This is a genomic window from Streptomyces sp. NPDC005496, assembly GCF_042872045.1.
Classification (GTDB): domain Bacteria; phylum Actinomycetota; class Actinomycetes; order Streptomycetales; family Streptomycetaceae; genus Streptomyces.
Genome location: NZ_JBIAJQ010000012.1, coordinates 215,712 through 231,869 on the forward strand (window position 1 = coordinate 215,712; position 16,158 = coordinate 231,869).

General features: G+C 71.1%; 15 protein-coding genes. 10 read left to right on the forward strand and 5 right to left on the reverse strand.

The window, feature by feature from the left end:
• Nucleotides 1-11 precede the first annotated feature (11 nt).
• Nucleotides 12-140: a hypothetical protein gene (locus tag ACFYQQ_RS32180; RefSeq protein WP_388906149.1), complete on the reverse strand. Its 129-nt coding sequence runs from the start codon at nucleotides 138-140 to the stop codon at nucleotides 12-14.
• A gap of 13 nt (nucleotides 141-153) precedes the next feature.
• On the reverse strand, nucleotides 154-1,356 hold the full coding sequence (locus ACFYQQ_RS32185) for an Ig-like domain-containing protein (RefSeq protein WP_355780215.1): 1,203 nt from the start codon (nucleotides 1,354-1,356) through the stop codon (nucleotides 154-156).
• Between the two features lie 215 nt (nucleotides 1,357-1,571).
• Here ACFYQQ_RS32185 and ACFYQQ_RS32190 point away from each other — a divergent pair, with 215 nt between their 5' ends.
• The 6 genes from ACFYQQ_RS32190 to ACFYQQ_RS32215 all read left to right on the forward strand — a co-directional run bounded on the left by ACFYQQ_RS32190 (nucleotide 1,572) and on the right by ACFYQQ_RS32215 (nucleotide 7,974).
• Nucleotides 1,572-2,768: a peptidoglycan bridge formation glycyltransferase FemA/FemB family protein gene (locus ACFYQQ_RS32190; protein ID WP_355780212.1), complete on the forward strand. Its 1,197-nt coding sequence runs from the start codon at nucleotides 1,572-1,574 to the stop codon at nucleotides 2,766-2,768.
• Nucleotides 2,769-2,914: 146 nt separating this feature from the next.
• The gene (murJ, locus tag ACFYQQ_RS32195; RefSeq protein WP_388906240.1) at nucleotides 2,915-4,465 is read left to right on the forward strand and encodes a murein biosynthesis integral membrane protein MurJ; all 1,551 of its coding nucleotides are present in this window, start codon (nucleotides 2,915-2,917) and stop codon (nucleotides 4,463-4,465) included.
• Between the two features lie 23 nt (nucleotides 4,466-4,488).
• Nucleotides 4,489-5,172, forward strand: coding sequence for a response regulator transcription factor (locus ACFYQQ_RS32200; RefSeq protein WP_355780207.1), 684 nt, complete (start codon nucleotides 4,489-4,491; stop codon nucleotides 5,170-5,172).
• 8 nt (nucleotides 5,173-5,180) lie between these two features.
• Nucleotides 5,181-6,719, forward strand: coding sequence for a HAMP domain-containing sensor histidine kinase (locus ACFYQQ_RS32205; RefSeq protein WP_355780204.1), 1,539 nt, complete (start codon nucleotides 5,181-5,183; stop codon nucleotides 6,717-6,719).
• Entirely contained in the window at nucleotides 6,719-7,327 is a 609-nt protein-coding gene (locus ACFYQQ_RS32210) for a hypothetical protein (protein WP_355780201.1), read from the forward strand. Before ACFYQQ_RS32205 ends, ACFYQQ_RS32210 begins: the two co-directional genes overlap by 1 nt.
• Before the next feature lie 185 nt (nucleotides 7,328-7,512).
• Nucleotides 7,513-7,974: a hypothetical protein gene (locus ACFYQQ_RS32215; protein WP_355780198.1), complete on the forward strand. Its 462-nt coding sequence runs from the start codon at nucleotides 7,513-7,515 to the stop codon at nucleotides 7,972-7,974.
• Nucleotides 7,975-8,130: 156 nt separating this feature from the next.
• Here the strand turns inward: ACFYQQ_RS32215 and ACFYQQ_RS32220 are convergent, their stop codons facing one another.
• The 3 genes from ACFYQQ_RS32220 to ACFYQQ_RS32230 all read right to left on the reverse strand — a co-directional run bounded on the left by ACFYQQ_RS32220 (nucleotide 8,131) and on the right by ACFYQQ_RS32230 (nucleotide 10,930).
• Nucleotides 8,131-8,532 carry a DUF393 domain-containing protein gene (locus ACFYQQ_RS32220; protein ID WP_355780195.1) on the reverse strand — a complete coding sequence of 134 codons (402 nt, stop codon included), beginning with the start codon at nucleotides 8,530-8,532 and terminating at the stop codon, nucleotides 8,131-8,133.
• A 200-nt stretch (nucleotides 8,533-8,732) separates the two neighbouring features.
• A complete protein-coding gene (locus tag ACFYQQ_RS32225; RefSeq protein WP_356175096.1) occupies nucleotides 8,733-10,322 on the reverse strand; it encodes a glycerol-3-phosphate dehydrogenase/oxidase in 1,590 nt (529 codons plus the stop codon).
• On the reverse strand, nucleotides 10,319-10,930 hold the full coding sequence (locus tag ACFYQQ_RS32230; RefSeq protein ID WP_356175099.1) for a TetR/AcrR family transcriptional regulator: 612 nt from the start codon (nucleotides 10,928-10,930) through the stop codon (nucleotides 10,319-10,321). Before ACFYQQ_RS32230 ends, ACFYQQ_RS32225 begins: the two co-directional genes overlap by 4 nt.
• Before the next feature lie 110 nt (nucleotides 10,931-11,040).
• On the opposite strand from ACFYQQ_RS32230, the gene ACFYQQ_RS32235 reads away from it, so the two are divergent.
• From ACFYQQ_RS32235 to ACFYQQ_RS32250, 4 genes are all read left to right on the forward strand, one after another.
• Entirely contained in the window at nucleotides 11,041-12,636 is a 1,596-nt protein-coding gene (locus tag ACFYQQ_RS32235) for an FAD-binding oxidoreductase (protein WP_356244438.1), read from the forward strand.
• A 61-nt stretch (nucleotides 12,637-12,697) separates the two neighbouring features.
• Nucleotides 12,698-13,579, forward strand: coding sequence for a YegS/Rv2252/BmrU family lipid kinase (locus ACFYQQ_RS32240; RefSeq protein ID WP_356244435.1), 882 nt, complete (start codon nucleotides 12,698-12,700; stop codon nucleotides 13,577-13,579).
• Nucleotides 13,580-13,775: 196 nt separating this feature from the next.
• Complete coding sequence (locus tag ACFYQQ_RS32245; RefSeq protein ID WP_355793310.1) at nucleotides 13,776-14,102, forward strand: CU044_2847 family protein; 327 nt, start codon at nucleotides 13,776-13,778, stop codon at nucleotides 14,100-14,102.
• Between the two features lie 4 nt (nucleotides 14,103-14,106).
• Nucleotides 14,107-16,152, forward strand: a complete 2,046-nt coding sequence (locus ACFYQQ_RS32250) for a trypsin-like peptidase domain-containing protein (protein WP_388906157.1) — start codon at nucleotides 14,107-14,109, stop codon at nucleotides 16,150-16,152.
• The last annotated feature ends 6 nt before the right edge of the window (nucleotides 16,153-16,158 follow it).

Below are 16,158 nucleotides of genomic sequence, written 5' to 3' on the forward strand. Positions count from 1 at the left end.
TCAGCGCACGTTCAGTGGCCGTCCTCGGCACGCAGGCCGTGCCTCGCGGCGCTCGTTTCCGCAGACTGGTCGCCGTACTGCACCGCGGGCAGCCCGGCCTGACCGTTCGTGCGCGCGGTGTGGCCGCGTCCGCGGGACACGGCCCCGGCATCCTCAACGCAGTGCGCTCTTCGCCTGCCAGGCGTTCCACGGCACGTTCCACGCGCCGAAGCCGTTTCCCGGGTCGACCACGCCCTTGGTGTCCTTGCCCGTGATCTCGAAGGGGTCGCCCGGTCGTACCTGCCCGTAGAACCAGGCCGCGTCCGCGTTGCTCATGCCTATGCAGCCCGAACTGTGGTTGGCGTTGCCGAAGTAGGCGGCGTTCCAGGGTGCGGCGTGGGCGTACATGCCCGACCAGGTCAGCCGCATCGAATAGTGGACCGTCTTGTCGTAGGCGTCGCCGAGGCCGACCGTCTCCGAGTTCATGTTGACGGTGCCCTCCTTGGCCATGAGCACGGCCGTTCCGCGCCAGGATCGCTTGTCCCCGCCGGGGGTGCCGCCCGAGACCGGGATGCTGCGGACGGTCCTGCCGTCGCGTACCAGAGCGAGGCGGTGGCGGTCGAGGTCGACGCGGACGATCTGGCGGGTGCCGATGGTGAAGGCCGTGCTGTAGTCCCGTACGAACCAGCCGCCTTCGGATCCCGAATCGGTGCCGTTCAGTTCGGCCTTGAGCACGATCTTCGTTCCCGGCTTCCAGTACGACTTCGGACGCCAGTCGACCCGGTCCCGGCCCGACCAGTCGCGTATCCAGCCCCAAGACCCTTCCGTGGGTTCCGAGGTGGTGACGTGCAGCTGCTTCTCGACCTCGGAGCGGTTTCTGACGGGGCGGTCGAAGACCAGGGAGATCGGCTGGGCCACTCCGACGATGGTGCCGTCCCCAGGACGCCAGTCGACCTTGTTGACCTTGTCCGCCTCGACGGTGGTGAACGATGCCTTCGTGGTGGCGGCGCTGCCACCCGTCGTCCGGGTCTTGGCGATGACCGTGTACGCCGTGCCGGGTACGGCCTTGCGACCGGAGACCCACCTCCGTCCGTCGGCCGCGACCTTGCCGGGCAGGCGCCGGCCTTCCGCGTCGGTGACGGTGACCGAGGTGAGACGGCCGTGGGAGGCGGTGACCGTCACCGGCCGGCCCGGCGTGGCCTGCCGCCCCTTGGGTGTGACGGTGACCATGACGGGCCGGTCCTTGGACGCATCCGCCCGCGGTGCGTGTGAAGAGGAAGGTGACGGACTCGACGAGCAGGCGGCGAGAGGTGCGAGCAGGGCTGCGGCGATGGCTGCCCGGATCGGGACATGGGTGGACACACGTGTGCGCGGCAAGGAAACCCCCAGGACGGACGACTCCGCGGCGATGAGCGGACTGCCCCGACCGTAGAGCCGGAAAATGCCAGGTCAGCTGCTTTCCGGGTCTATGACGGCGGTTGGTGAGAAACGGTCATGGCTTCGTCACACTCGGCGCGCGGACCGGTCACGGCTGGTTGTGAGCATCCTCGGTGTCCCCGTCGCCAGCCGGGGAGGAGAGTGAGGCTCAGACCGTGTCAGCGCTGCTCGTTCCACCCGGCCGTATCCCCCGAGCGGGGAAGGAACCCTTGTCGCTGGGGCCGGTCACGCCCCGCGCTTACCGTGCCTTCCTTTCGTCACCCGCCGGCCGAGCCCTCCGCCCCGGCTTCCTGCAGTGCCCTTCCTGGGCCGACGTCAAGGAGGGCTGGCGGGCCCAACTCGTCGGCTGGGGAACGGATGTGGAAGGGGGCGCGCTGAGCGGTGCGGCGCTCGTGCTGCTGCGCCAGTTCCCCGGCACGCGCAAGTTCTTCGCCTACCTGCCCGAGGGCCCGGTGGCCGACTGGGCGGATCCCGACGTCGACCTGTGGCTCACGCCGTTGCTCGGTCATCTGCGCGACGCGGGAGCGTTCGCCGTGCGGATGGGGCCCTCGCCCGCGTACCGGCGCTGGGACGCTTCCGCGCTGAAGTCCCTCACCGGGCCGGGGCGTCGGCTCGGCGACGTGCTCGCCAGCGAGGTCGATCCGCTCGGCAGTGCCGTCGCCGAGCGGCTGCGCGCGCGGGGGTGGGTCCGCTGCGGCAGCGACGGGTCCGCCGACGGCGGTGACGCCCAGCCCCGCCACGTGTTCCGGATACCGCTCGCAGGACGCACCACCGAGGACCTGTGGGCAGGACTCAATCAGGAGTGGCGGCGCAACGTCCGGCGCGCCCGGAAGGAGGGCGTGGAGGTGGTCGTGGGCAGCGCCACCGAACTTCCCGAGTTCTACCGTCTGTTGGACGTGACGGAGCAGCGCGACGGTTTTCGCCTCGGTCGCTCCCTCGCCTATTACGAGCGCCAGTACGCGGCGCTCAACGCCGAGGAGCCGGGCCGGATGAAGCTGTACCTCGCCCGTCACCGCGGGGAGATCCTGGCCGCTCACACCATGATCACGGTGGGTGACCGGGTCTGGTACCAGACCGGCGCCTCGGCGGACCACCGTCGTGAGGTACGGCCCTCCAACGCCCTGCAATGGCGGATGCTGCTGGACGCGCACGCGCTCGGCGCCGACGTCTACGACATGCGCGGGGTACCCTCCACTCTCGACCCCGCCGAACGTGCGTACGGCCTGCTGCGCTGGAAGCTCGGCACCGGTGGACAGGTCGTGGAGACGCTGGGGGAATGGGAGAAGTCATTGGGTGGCCCCGCCAACCAGGCGCTGTACCGCGCCTTCCAGGCATACCTGAACCGCCGGTGAGCGCCCTCACCCCGACCGGTGCGGAGGACAGCGCCTCGCGGCCGGACGGCGAACGGCGAGGCGACGACAGCGCCGCGACCGCGAGCGAACAGCCGGGCCACGAGCCCCGTACGAAGGCGACGTCCACGGCGCGCAGCAGCGCCGTCATGGCCGCCGGGTCGCTCGTCTCCCGCGGCACCGGCTTCGCCCGTGCCGCCGTGATCGCGGCGGCGATCGGCACCGTCGGGCCGACCGCCGACGGCTACGCCGTGGGCAACTCGCTGCCGACGATGGTCTACATGCTCCTCCTGGGCGGCGCGCTCAACGCCGTGTTCGTCCCCGAGCTCGTCAAGGTCGCCAAGGAGCACGAGGACGGCGGCGTCGCGTACACCGACCGACTCGTCACGGTCTGCGTGGCCGCGCTCCTGGCGATCACCGTGACCGTGGTGTGGGCGGCTCCCGCGATCGTCGACGTGTACACGGATTACAGCGGCGGACAGGCCGCCATGACGAGCGCGTTCGCCCGGTACTGCCTGCCGCAGATCTTCTTTCTCGGACTGTTCACCCTGCTCGGGCAAATCCTCAACGCACGCGGCCGGTTCGGCGCGATGATGTGGGCACCCGTCCTCAACAACCTTGTCGTCATAGCCGTGTTCGGCCTCTTTCTGGCGCTCGCTACGGACGGCGGCACACTGAGTTCGACCGAGACGGCGCTGCTCGGGTGCGGCACGACCGCCGGGATAGCCGTCCAGGCCCTCGCTCTGCTTCCCGCGCTGCGCGCGGCCAGGTTCCGCTGGCGGCCCCGCTTCGACTGGCGCGGCAGTGGACTGACCCGCCCGTTGCGGTCGGCCTTCTGGCTGCTGCTCATGGTGCTGGCCAACCAGGCCGCCTACTGGGTCACCACCCGGCTCGCGACGACCGCCGGTCTCGACGGCGGACCGGGATACAGCGCGTACAACAGTGCCTACGTCCTGTGGGTCGTGCCGCACGGCATCGTCACGGTGTCCCTGGTGACCGCGCTGATGCCCCGGATGAGCGCGGCCGCGACGGCCGGGGACACCGCCGGCCTGCGGCGCAGCGTCTCCCAAGCCTTGCGCACCTCCGCGTCCGCCGTCGTCCCCGCGGCGTGCATGCTGCTCGCCCTAGCCCAGCCGATCATGGACCTCGTCTTCGGGTACGGCAGGACCAGCGCCGGCGACACCGCGGCCATGGCCGGCATCCTCATGGCCTTCGCACCCGGGCTCGTCGCCCTGTCGGGGCAGTACGTGCTGTCCCGCACCTTCTACTCACTCTCCGACACCCGCACCCCGTTCCTGCTCAACCTGGTGATCGTGACCGTCAACGCGGGACTGTCCGTGGCGGCCGCCCAACTGCTGCCCGCCCGCTGGGCCGTGACGGGTATGGCGGCCGCGTACTCGGTGGCCCTGTGCGCGGGCTGGGCGGTGACCGCCCGGGTGCTGAGCCGCTCGCTCGCAGTCGCCCGTCCCCTGCGTTCGGCCGCCGTCGGCACGCACGTGCGGCTCCTCGTCGCCGCAGTACCCGCCACCCTTCTGGGTCACTTCGCCGTACGGGCCGCCGCCGGGGCTGGAACGCTCGCCGCTGCAACCGCCGGGGCCGTGGCCGTCGTGCTCACCTTTGCCGTGCTCGCCCGCCCGCTGCGGCTCACCGAACTCGACGCCCTGCTCTCCACCCTGCGCCGCAGAGCGACCCGGGCCTGACCACTACCGAGGGAGAACTGCCCATGCCCCGCGTGCTCCTCATCGAGGACGACCCTTCCGTACGGGAGGGTGTCGAACTCGGTCTGCGCCGCCGTGGACACGAGGTGCGGGTGGCCGCGACCGGTGAGGCCGGTCTCGCCGCACTGGCCGAATTCCGCCCCGATCTGATGCTGTTGGACCTGATGCTCCCCGGCATGAACGGCGTGCAGGTCTGCCGGAAGGTCCGCGACCGGAGCCAGCTGCCCATCATCATGCTCACCGCGCGGGGTGACGACTTCGACGTGGTGATCGGCCTGGAGGCCGGCGCCGACGACTACATCGTCAAACCCGCGCGCACCGAGGTGATCGAGGCACGCATCAGCGCCGTACTCCGCCGTATCGACAACTCCGGTCAGGGCAAGGCGGCCATCGAAGTGCACGGCGACCTCGTCATCGACCGCGCCGGGCTCAGTGTCACGAAGTCCGGTACGCGCCTTCCGCTCGCCCCCTCCGAACTCAAGCTGCTGCTGCACCTGTCCGCCGCACCCGAGCAGGTCTTCAGCAGACAGCAGCTGCTGGAGCACGTGTGGGAACACAGCTTCCACGCCGACGCACGGCTGGTCGACGCCTGCGTCGCACGGCTGCGCGGCAAGGTCGAGGACGAGGCGGGCAGCCCGCGGTACATCCAGACGCTGCGGGGCTTCGGCTACCGTTTCGGACCCCTGTGACCTCCGGCATGCGGCTCGCGCGTCGGAGACCCGGCGCCGGCGGCGGTAACCGTCCGGCCCGCGAGGGCACGCCGGCTGCGGACGCTCCCGTCCGACGAGGCTGGGCGCGGGCGTTCGGGCTGCGCACCCGGCTGGTCCTGGCCTTCCTGCTGGTCGCCGCCGTCAGTGCGGGCACCACCTCCGCGCTGACCTACCGCGAGGCCCGCAACGCGTTGCTGAAGACCGCCCAGGACACCGCGGTCGCCTCCTTCCGCGACCAGGTCCAGCAGACCGGCTGGGCCCTGCCCCTGCAGAAGGAAGGAATGGAGGAGACCCTACGGAGCATCGCCCGCGCTGGGAGGCCGCACCCCTGGGTCGTGTTCGCGGAGTACGGATCGATCAGGGCGTCCTCCGGCGAGAACCCCGTCTCCACGGTGATCACCCCCGAACTGCGCCGCGCCGCACAAGCCCATCCCCGCGGCACCTTCGAACGGGTCGTCAAGGACGGAGTCCCGTACCTCACCATCGCCATGCCCACGGTGTTCAAGACCGGCCCCGACGACGTGCTGCCCAGCGGGCTCGTCCTCTACGCCGTCACGCGCATGAGCGACGAACAGGTCAACGTCGACGCGCTCCTCATAGCCGCCCGCGACGGCGCCCTGCCCGGTCTCGCCATCGCACTGATCCCCGGCCTGATCGCCGCCCGCAGCGTGCTGCGCCCGGTGCGCGAACTGCGCAAGGCCGCACGGAGCATGGGCAGCGGCAGTTTCGACACCCGCATCCCGGTACGCGGCAGCGACGAACTGGCAGACCTCGCCCGCACCTTCAACGAGTCCGCCGCCGCACTGGAGACCTCGGTGCGCGAACTGCGCCAGGCCGAGGCACGCGCCCGCCGCTTCGCCTCCGACGTCTCCCACGAACTGCGCACCCCGCTCGCCGGCATGCTCGCCGTCACCGAGGTCCTCGACGAAGACGCCGATGGACTGGACCCCGACACCGCCCGGGCGGTACGCCTGGTCAGCGCCGAGACCGGAAAGCTCGCCGTGCTCGTCGAGGACCTCATGGAGATCTCCCGCTTCGACGCCCGCGCGGCAGGGCTCAACGCCGACGAAGTCGACATGGCGCAGACCATCGACAAGACACTGCAGAACAGGCACTGGACCGACGACCGCGTCCGCACCCGCCTGCCCTCCGGCATCCGCGCCCGGATCGACCCACGGCGTTTCGACGTCGTCATCGCCAACCTCGTAGGCAACGCCCTGCGGCACGGCGGCGCGCCCGTCACCGTGAGCCTGCGCAGCGAGCAGCGCTCCTCCGGCCCGCCCGTGCTGATCACCGAGGTCGCCGACAGCGGACCCGGCATCCACCCGGACGTCCTCCCGCACATCTTCGAGCGGTTCTACAAGGCCGACGCGGCGCGCACCCGGTCGGCGGGCAGCGGCCTGGGGCTGGCGATCACCCTGGAGAACGTGCGGCTGCACGGCGGAACCGTGCGCGCGGCGAACCTTCCGGGCGGCGGCGCCGTCTTCACCGTGGAGATACCGCTGCACCTGGAAGAGGGCTGTTGATGGGACGTGCGCGTGTGCGCCGCCGTAGCGGGGCGGTCGCGGTCGCCGCCGCGTCGGGGGTGCTGCTGCTCGGCGGCTGCGGCATCCAGGAGACCGACGTGATCGAGGCGGGAGGTCCCGCCTCGATCCAGGCGTTCTTCGACGACGAGACCGAGGTGCTGCTCTTCTTCCACACCCGCGACGGCCGCCTCCACCCGGTGATCCGTCCCGCCGAGTCGATGACGGACAACGGCTCCGACGCTTTGACGGTCGCGGGCCAGAACTCCACCGCGACGGACACCGCACCCCCGCCGCTGGAGAAGGTGCTCGGCGCGCTGCTCGCCGGCCCCGGCGAACGGGACCGCAAAGCGGGGCTCGGCACGTCCCTCCACCCCACTTCGTCCGACCGACCACCTCAGGTTGAGGTCTCGGCGGGCGGCAAGCAGGTCACGGCTGACGTGCCCCTGCCCTTGGACGGCCTGAACCGGACGGCGTCGCAACAGCTGATCTGCACGGTCGCCTACGGCCACGACGTCGACATCCGGGCCACCGTGCGACTGAGGGGCACGGAAGGCACGTCGAGATCGGGGACCTGCGACTTCGCTCCGGAGCCGAGGCCGGGACTGTGACGGGGCACGCCAGCTCTTGCTCAAGGGGGAAGGTCGCGATGACGGCTTACGGCGGCGATGACCACGACGCTGCCATTGTGCTCGGCGCTCGCTGTCCAGCCGGTCGGGGTGGCGCTGGCCGACGACAGGCTGAACGGGCACAAGAAGAAGACAGAGATAGGCGGCCGTCTCGTGAGGAGCGACGCATGACGACCATGTTCCACCGCCGGGTCGTGCCCACGCTGCTGCTCGGTCAGGTCGCGTATGTCACGCTGCTGGAGCTCGCGTTCACATTCCTGGTGCCCGACACCGCGGAAATCGACCACACCGCGCCCGACACCTCTGGCACCCTGCTGAACTCGGTGCTTGTCGCCGTGGCCGCTCTGACCATGATCGGCGGAGCCGCCCTGCTGGGCTCAAGTCGTGTCAGGGACAGGGCACCGCGCGCCTTGCGCGTCGGCTGGCTCGCCGTGCTCGGAGTGGGTGAGGTCGCCATCGCAGTGATGCTCCTGGGGTCGGTCGCTACCGGGGCCTCGGGCCCCGACACATTGATCGGCGTGCTGGCGAGCGTGGCGAGCTGCGCGATCGCATGGTCGTGCCTGATCGATTGGCGCTACGTGGCGCCGGCCCACCAAGTACACCCTCGGCAAGAACCGGGCACTAGCTGATCTGGGACTCTGCTGAGACCCCTACGTCGGTACGGCGGCGGTTCCGGAAACCTCGGGACCGCCGCTGTCCTTTTGCCGTACCAACCCCGTGGCGCCGGGTCGGTCAGGGCTTGGGACGCGGAGATCCCGTACTCCGGCACCTTTTGCCGACGTATATCAGGGGTCCCATTTTGAGTTGGGCCGGCCGCTGCCCGGCAAGGCGCATTCCGGAGTCCCCCCGGGCAAGCGGTGGCGGTTGGCGGCGATCAGGCGGTACACGCCGTGGGCGACTTGGCGCAGCGGGGGCAGGCGCAGCAGCGCGCCGAGTACCGGCCACGCCCCGCGCGCGCTCAGCAGTGCCTTCGCCACGGCGTCGGAACCTCCGTACACCGTGCCGGGCGGAGTCACCCACAGCACCTCTTGCTCGGCCCGCTCGCGTCTGACGCCGAGGGCTTCCAAGTCGGCGAACTGCGAAGGGACGATCTCACAGCGCGGTCGCAGCCACCGTTCGAGCACGCGCACCGAGGTGGAGCAGAAGCCGCAATCACCGTCGAAGACGAGTACCGGTCGATTCCGCATGACTGCATCTTGCCGTGCCCGAGGCGGGTCACGCAGTCCGGAGCGACGCCGGGCCCCCGGCGTCCGGCCGGGTTCGCTGGCAGGCGGGGCTCCGTGCAATCTCAAGTCGCACCTTCCCGGTTGAGGCGTCGGTCCTACGGAGGGCTCCCGCAGCCTGCTCACCCTGCGCCGCGCCGCAGGGGCGTGGCGCAGGGGTCCGTTCAGCCGCTGCCCACACTCTCGCCGAGCGCTTCCCGGGCCGAAGGTACGGCTTGCGCGCGGTCCTCGGGGACCAGGCCGATGCGGGTTCGGCGGTCGAGGAGGTCGGCCTCGTCGAGGGCGCCCTCGTGGCGTACCGCCCAGGTCAGTTCGGCCTGTGTGACGGGGTGGCCTTCAAGTACCTGGGCGCCTAGCCGTGGGTCCTTGGTGGTCAGCGCGTGTATGTCCGCCGCTTCGGTGCCGTAGCGCCGGACGAGGCGGGGCGGTGCCTGGACGGTGGCGAGGACGTGCGGCGGCGCGGCGCCGATGAGGGGCAGCGAGGCGGTGGGGGAGGGGCCCGCGTCGAGCCCGTGCGTGGCGACGGCGGCGTCGACGGCGTCCTGGGCCATACGCCGGTAGGTGGTGAGCTTGCCGCCGACGACGGTGATCACACCGTCGGCCGAGGTGTGCACGGCGTGCCTGCGGGAGATGTCGGCGGTCTTGGTGCCGCCGCTGCCGGCCGGGGCGGTGTCCAGCAGGGGGCGCAGCCCGGCGAAGGCACCCACCACGTCGTCGCGGTGGACCGGGATGTCCAGGGCGGAGTTGAGTACGTCGAGGAGGAAGCCGATGTCGGAGTCGGGCGCCTCGGGGACGTCGGGGATGTCGCCGTCGACGGGCTCGTCGGTGAGCCCGACGTAGACGCGGCCGTCGCCTTGCGGCAGGACGAGCACGAAGCGGTTGGTCTCCCCGGGGACCGGGATGTGCATGCCCGCCGGCACCGCGCCCAAGTGCTCGGCGCGCAGGACGAGGTGGGTACCGCGCGAAGGCCGGATGCGGATGCCGTCGACGAGGCCGCCGGCCCACACGCCGGATGCGTTGATCACGGCGCGGGCCCGGATCTCGCCTTCCTCGCCGGTGAGTTCGTCGCGGACGCGTGCGCCGTGCCCGGTCAGTTCCAGGGCCCGTACCCGCGTCAGGACACGTGCGCCGCGCGCGGCGGCCGTACGGGCGATGGCGGTGACGAGGCGGGCGTCGTCGGTGAGCCGGCCGTCGAAGGACAGCAGGCCGCCCCGCAGACCGGCGGAGCGGAGTGCCGGGGCCAGCGTGCGGGTCTCCACGGTGGACAGGCGGCGTGGCGCGGGGAGGGTGGCGCGAGACGTGCGGGCCGCCAGGCGCAGGAGGTCGCCGGCGTGGAAGCCGGCCTGTGCCAGGGCGGCTTGACCGCGTGAGACCAGGGGAGTGAGGGGAAGGACGAAGGGCTGGGCGTGCACCAGGTGGGGGGCGGTGCGTTCCATGAGGATGCCGCGTTCGACGGCGCTTTCGTGGGCGACGTCGAGTTGGGCGGAGGCCAGGTAGCGCAGGCCGCCGTGGATGAGCTTGGAGCTCCAGCGTGAGGTGCCGAAGGCCAGGTCGTGGGCGTCGACGGCGGCGACGCTCAGGCCGCGTGCGGCGGCGTCCAGGGCGACCCCGGCGCCGGTGGCGCCGAGACCGACGACCAGGAGGTCGACGGGAGCCCCGCCCACGGTGCGGGCCAGCTCGTCGGCCCGCCGGGCGGCGGTCAGTGAGGAGCCGGGTGTCGGTGCCGGGTCGGACGCGCTCCTGCTGGTGCTCATGGCGTCAGGGTCCTCTCCAGGATGGTCCGCAGTTCCGTGAGGAACGCGTCGCCGGTCAGCTCGGGGTCGTCCTCGTCGGTCATGGTGCGCAGGGAGAGCGTGAAGGACTGCACGATCAGCAGCAGGGCCCGGGCCTGCCGGTCGGCGTGCTCGGCGCGCACCGATCCGTCCGCGTGGCCTTCGCGCAGGGTGCCGAGGAGCAGTTCCAGGAGGGCTTCCTGGCTGGCTCCGCGTCTGTCGAGCATGTAGGGCAGGAGCAGTTCGGGGTCCACGTCGATGATCTTGCGGAACAGCGGATGGGCGCGGAACGCCCGCACGCCCGCCACCAGGCCGTCGACGATCAGGGCGCGGGCGGAGGTGCCCGTCCGGCGCTCGGGCATCGCCCGGGTGGCCGCCTCGACCCACTCGCGGGTCATCAGGTCTCCCACCAGGGTCCGTACGTCCGGCCAGCGCCGGTAGAGCGTCATACGGGAGACACCGGCGCGGCGGGCCACGTCGGTGAGGGTCGTGCGGCGCACTCCGACGGCCAGCACGCAGTCGCGTACGGCGTCCAGGACGGGGTCTCCGGCGGCCGTACCGTCCGGACCGTTGTGACGAATAGGCGTCATGTGTCACAGTGTAACGCGCCACGGGGTCGTGGGACAGCACCTCTCCCGCCCCACGGCCCCATGCCGCTCCCTGCGGCACCCCTTGCATCCGACCGGTGAGGAACAACCCCATGGACATGCTGTGGAGCGGGTGGGGAGACCCCGCCAAGGCCACTGAGCTGCCCGAAACGGTGATCGGGCTCCTGCGCGACCTGCTCGGGGTCAAGCCCGCCCGCAGTGCACCGGTCGCCCTCGACGCCATCGAGGTGCCCGCCTCACCGCTCGACGCGGGAGCCATCGACGCCCTGGCCGCCGCGGTCGGCGGCCCGGCGCACGTGCGTACGGACGCCGAGACCCGCATCCGGCACACCCGCGGCAAGTCCACCCCGGACCTGCTGCACATCCGGGCCGGCGACATCGCCGACGTCCCGGCCGCCGTGGTCCTGCCCGCGAGCCACGACGAGGTCCTCGCGGCCCTACAGGCCTGCGCCGCCCACGAGTTGGCCGTCGTCCCCTTCGGCGGCGGCACCTCCGTCGTCGGCGGTCTGACGCCCGAGCGGTCCCGCCCCTTCGTCGCGCTGGACCTGCGCCGCATGGACGGCCTGCTCGCCCTCGACCCCGTCTCCCGCACCGCCACCCTGCAGCCCGGACTGCGCGCCCCCGAGGCGGAGGCCCTGCTGGCCGAGCACGGATTCACCCTGGGGCACTTCCCGCAGTCCTACGAATGGGCCACCATCGGCGGGTTCGCCGCGGCCCGCTCCAGCGGACAGGCGTCCGCCGGCTACGGCCGCTTCGACGAGATGGTCCTCGGCCTCACCCTCGCCACCCCGCAGGGCACGCTCGACGTCGGCCGCGCCCCCCGCTCGGCGGCCGGACCCGACCTGCGGCAACTGATCCTCGGATCCGAGGGCGCGTTCGGCGTCATCACATCCGTCACCGTCCGCGTCCGCCCGCAGCCCGCCGCACGGCGCTACGAGGGCTGGCGCTTCGCCTCCTTCGAGGAAGGCGCCGCGGCCCTGCGCCGCCTCGCCCAGGACGGACCGCGCCCCACGGTGCTACGCCTGTCCGACGAGACCGAGACCTTCATCGGCCTCGCCCAGCCCGACGCCATCGGCGCTCAGGACGCACCGCAGGACCCCGGATGCGTCGCCGTCGTCGGCTACGAGGGCACCCAGGAGGACACCGAACTGCGCAGCCGGCAGGGCGAGGCAGTCCTGCGCGAGTGCGGCGGCACCTACCTCGGCGAAGAACCCGGCCGACGCTGGGCGCACGGCCGCTACTCGGCGCCCTATCTGCGCGACGCTCTGCTGGACGCGGGTGCCTTCGCCGAAACCCTGGAGACCGCGGCCTTCTGGTCCCGCATCCCCGAGCTCTACGCCTCCGTCAAGGAGGCACTCACCACCTCCCTCACCGAAGCCGGCACACCGCCGCTGGTCATGTGCCACATCTCCCACGTCTACGAGAACGGCGCCTCGCTGTACTTCACCGTGGTCTCGGCCCAGGGCGAGGACCCCGTGGCGCACTGGGCACCGGCCAAGCGCGCCGCCAACGAGGCGATCGGCGCGGCCGGCGGCACGATCAGCCACCACCACGGCGTGGGAACCGACCACCGCGACTGGTACGTCCGCGAGGCCGGCGAACTCGGCATCGCCGCGCTGCGGGCGGTCAAACAACGGCTCGACCCCGCCGGGCTCCTCAACCCCGGCGTCCTCCTGCCACGCGACTGAACCCGCCAACCCTCGGTCCAACCAGTCCACTCACCCCACCCCGCGTCCCGGAGGCCCACCGATGCGACAGTTCACCGCCATCGTCAACCCCAGTGCGGGCGGATCCACTTCGGCCGCCGCGCTGCTGCAGGTGGCCAGGCTGCTCCGGGAGGCGGGGGCCGAGCTGGAGACCGAGTACAGCCGCAGCCTGACCCACGCCCAGGACCTCGCCCGAGCAGCGGGCGCGCGGCAGCGCGTCGTCCTGGCCGTGGGCGGCGACGGCATCGCGGGCGGCATCGGCGGAGCCCTCAGCGGCACCGACGTCCTGTTCGGCCTCGTCCCCGCCGGCCGCGGCAACGACTTCGCGCGGGCCCTCGAACTCCCCTCCAAACCGGCGGAGTTGGCCCGCATCCTGCTGCACGCCCCACCGCGGGCGGTGGACACCATCGAGGTGGAGTCGGCCGTCCACCCGCGCACAGCCGTCCTCGGCAGCGTCTACGCGGGCGTCGACGCACTCGCCAACCGCCACGCCAACGAGGCCAAGCTGCTGCGCGGCGCGGCCTCCTACTACGCGGGCGGCCTGCGCGCCGTGGCGACTTGGCGAGCGGCCACCTACCGGGTCACCGTCGACGGCGAGGAGCACACCCACCGCGGCTACACCGTCGTGGCCGCCAACTCGCCTTACTACGGCTCCGGTCGCATGATCGCCCCCGGCGCGCGCGTCGACGACGGACTGCTCGACGTGGTGCTGATCCGGGAAGCGCCGCGCCGGCTGTTCTTCGCCCTGATGAACGAGCTCTCCGCGGGCACCCATGTCCGGCGACCTCAAGTGCGCGTCCTCCAGGGCCGGGAGATCCGCATCGAGGCGGACCGCGAGGTGCCCTACGGCGCCGACGGCGAGGTCGACGCCGTCCTCCCGGTCACCGCACGCGTACTCCCGGGCGCCTTGCGGATGCTGTATTGAATCGCCTCGCCCGGCGCACCGACGATTGCTTCGCCTGCATGCCGATACCCGGAGCCACGCGTCAGCGTGCGCAAGCCGACCATGCGGCGAATGCCTGCACGGTGTCCGGGTTTGCTCCGATGCGTGCCAGTACAGTCTGTGCCACGATGAACGGATGCCACAATTAGTCGAGTTGCAGCTCGCAGACGGTACAGGCGTGCTGGTGGAAGTGTTCGCCCCTGGCCCGGTACCAGTCAGTGATCCGGACCTGCCCGACGATGCAGGATCCGTTGTCCCGGTGGGCCGTGGTCAGCGAGTCGCCGCAGCCGCAGGCCAGGCACTCAGCGACGTATTGCGTCCGCTCGGCTCGGTACTGGACTCCGTGCACCAGGCAGTGACCTCCTCGCTGCGCCCACCCGACGACGTGTCGATAGAACTGGGCGTCAAGTTGTCACAGGACCTCAAACTCGGCATCACGTGTACCCAAGGAGAGGCGGTCGTCGTCGTGCGTGCCACGTGGAAGCTGGGACCGTCGGCCGGGTAGCGGCATGGATGACCTGGACCGTGCGGTCAAATCCGCGCACGCGGCGCTCTACAGGAACGACGCTCCCCGGGCAGTCGGCGGAGGCGTCCTTGTCACGCCCGACCACGTGTTGACCTGCGCGCATGTGATCAACCAGATTCTCGGCCGTCCCTCGTTCTGCCAGGAGCGGCCGGCCGAATCCGGCGAAGTGGTCGAGGGAGTATCGGTGGCGCTGCCCGGGGGCTCGGTGGACCAGTGCTACGAGGCAGCCCTGGCGGGGTGGCTTCCCGCCCGACGCGGCGATGGAAGACCGGCGCAGGAAGGGGACGTCGAATGGTTCGGCGATCTCGCGTTGTTACGACTCCAAGCGGGGTCCACGCTTCCGCACACGCCGCCGGACATCGGACAATGCCGGGTCGGCAGCGTCAACTACGCGTGGTTTGGCAGCGGCGCGCCAAGCACCATCGTCGCTGCTGTGGCCCAAGGCGTCACGGACAAGTGGATCGTGCTCGACTGCCCGGCATCGGCGCAGTCGATCGTCGAGGGCTACAGCGGCTCTCCGCTGTGGGACCGCGAACAGCAGCGAGTCGTCGGTCTGGTGGTGAGCAGGCGCGGTGAGCGAGCCTTCGCCGTACCCATTTGGAACGTCGCTTCCCTGTTTGCGGCAGACAGAACGGAAGCAGACGGGCTCGCGCCCGCGGTCCTCAAGCAAGACCCCCGCCGCGCCGCGATCACTCAGCAGCTCCTTGGCCCCCTCCGAGCCTGCCTGCCTTCGGCCGCCAGCCGCATCGAGTGCGCGGAACGGCTCACAGGGGAGCTGGGGCCGGCCGGGGGCCCGGCACCGCTCGGTGCGCCCTACGAGTGGTTCGCCCGGACCGCGCTCTCCTCGCCGCGGGGTGTTCCCACACTGCTGGCCTTACTGGACGCGTTCGCCGGGACGGAAGACGACCGGCGTTGGATCCGGACGACGGCGCTGCACACCACTCAGAACCAGTTTCTGACGGCCTCCGAGCATCGGGAACTGCTCCACCTCCTGTCCGGCTCCGTACCCAGCCCGCAAGGGACGGCGGCGAGGGCTCTTGCGCTCGGGCCGTCCCTGGCGGCGCTGGACTGGCCTGACGCTGTGATCCTGCTGGAGCGTTACCGGTCACACCGCGGGAAAGTGCCTCATCTGCTGCGGGTCATCGAGTTCGCCGCAGCGTACACGGCTGACGCGGACACGAGACACGCCTTGTACGCCTGGAACGATTCCTTGTCCCGCCGTCTTGGTCTCGCCGAGAACCTGCGAGAATACCGCGCCCAGGCCATGGAGTCCGTGGAGGCCGCGGTCACGGCTGCACCCCTGGTGCAGCTTCAGCTCTGGCGAGTCGCCGACACCGAGACCTTCAGCTTCGTCCTGTACGTGAGCGACGCCGACGGCTCGGTGACGCACCATCGGACACAGGACCGGCCAGTACCGTTGAGGACGCTGCTGGAGGAGCTCGCCGCTGTACTCGAGACCCTCGCGGCGCAGAGCGCGCCTGGTGCGCTGCCGGTCATCGAGTGTTTCGTACCCCCGAGCGAACTCGACCTCCCTTTCGACCAATGGATCTACCAGGCCGACGACATCTTTCCGGCCGTGCTGGGACAGGATTTTCTCTGCGTGCTGAGGTGCCCCGAACTCCGCCGTCCCGCCTACCTGCCCGAGTTGCGTTACCGATGGCAGGCGCTGCTCTCGGGCCGAGTCGCGGTGCTCTCACACCACGATCCCGCGATCCAGGAACGCGGAGCCGCGACCCCCATCTGTGCGGTCGCCCTCGCCTGCCCCCCTTCGGAACTTGTTCGGCTGCGTGTCATCGCATTGGCCGTCGGAGTTCCCGGCGTGCTGTGGCTTCGGCCCACCGAAAGCCGTTCGAAGGACGACGAACTGGCCGAACTGACAGAGGGATTATCTCCACATGCGCTTCCCAGACGTGTCTACGAAGCCAGGCTCAGGGCTGCGCCTGGCGAGTTCGGCGCCCGGTTGGCTCTAGTGTGGGACCGGCCGGACGGCGTTCCGCAAACGCTTCGGCTGAGCGACCCGTCACTGTAGGTGAGG

Bases quoted from the DNA above. Each gene is read 5' to 3' on its own strand.
- murJ (WP_388906240.1), top strand. From the start codon at position 2,915: ATGGCCGCCGGGTCGCTCGTCTCCCGCGGCACCGGCTTCGCCCGTGCC.
- ACFYQQ_RS32200 (WP_355780207.1), top strand. From the start codon at position 4,489: ATGCCCCGCGTGCTCCTCATCGAGGACGACCCTTCCGTACGGGAGGGT.
- ACFYQQ_RS32205 (WP_355780204.1), top strand. From the start codon at position 5,181: ATGCGGCTCGCGCGTCGGAGACCCGGCGCCGGCGGCGGTAACCGTCCG.
- ACFYQQ_RS32210 (WP_355780201.1), top strand. From the start codon at position 6,719: ATGGGACGTGCGCGTGTGCGCCGCCGTAGCGGGGCGGTCGCGGTCGCC.
- ACFYQQ_RS32215 (WP_355780198.1), top strand. From the start codon at position 7,513: ATGACGACCATGTTCCACCGCCGGGTCGTGCCCACGCTGCTGCTCGGT.
- ACFYQQ_RS32220 (WP_355780195.1), bottom strand. From the start codon at position 8,532: ATGCGGAATCGACCGGTACTCGTCTTCGACGGTGATTGCGGCTTCTGC.
- ACFYQQ_RS32225 (WP_356175096.1), bottom strand. From the start codon at position 10,322: ATGAGCACCAGCAGGAGCGCGTCCGACCCGGCACCGACACCCGGCTCC.
- ACFYQQ_RS32230 (WP_356175099.1), bottom strand. From the start codon at position 10,930: ATGACGCCTATTCGTCACAACGGTCCGGACGGTACGGCCGCCGGAGAC.
- ACFYQQ_RS32235 (WP_356244438.1), top strand. From the start codon at position 11,041: ATGGACATGCTGTGGAGCGGGTGGGGAGACCCCGCCAAGGCCACTGAG.
- ACFYQQ_RS32240 (WP_356244435.1), top strand. From the start codon at position 12,698: ATGCGACAGTTCACCGCCATCGTCAACCCCAGTGCGGGCGGATCCACT.
- ACFYQQ_RS32250 (WP_388906157.1), top strand. From the start codon at position 14,107: ATGGATGACCTGGACCGTGCGGTCAAATCCGCGCACGCGGCGCTCTAC.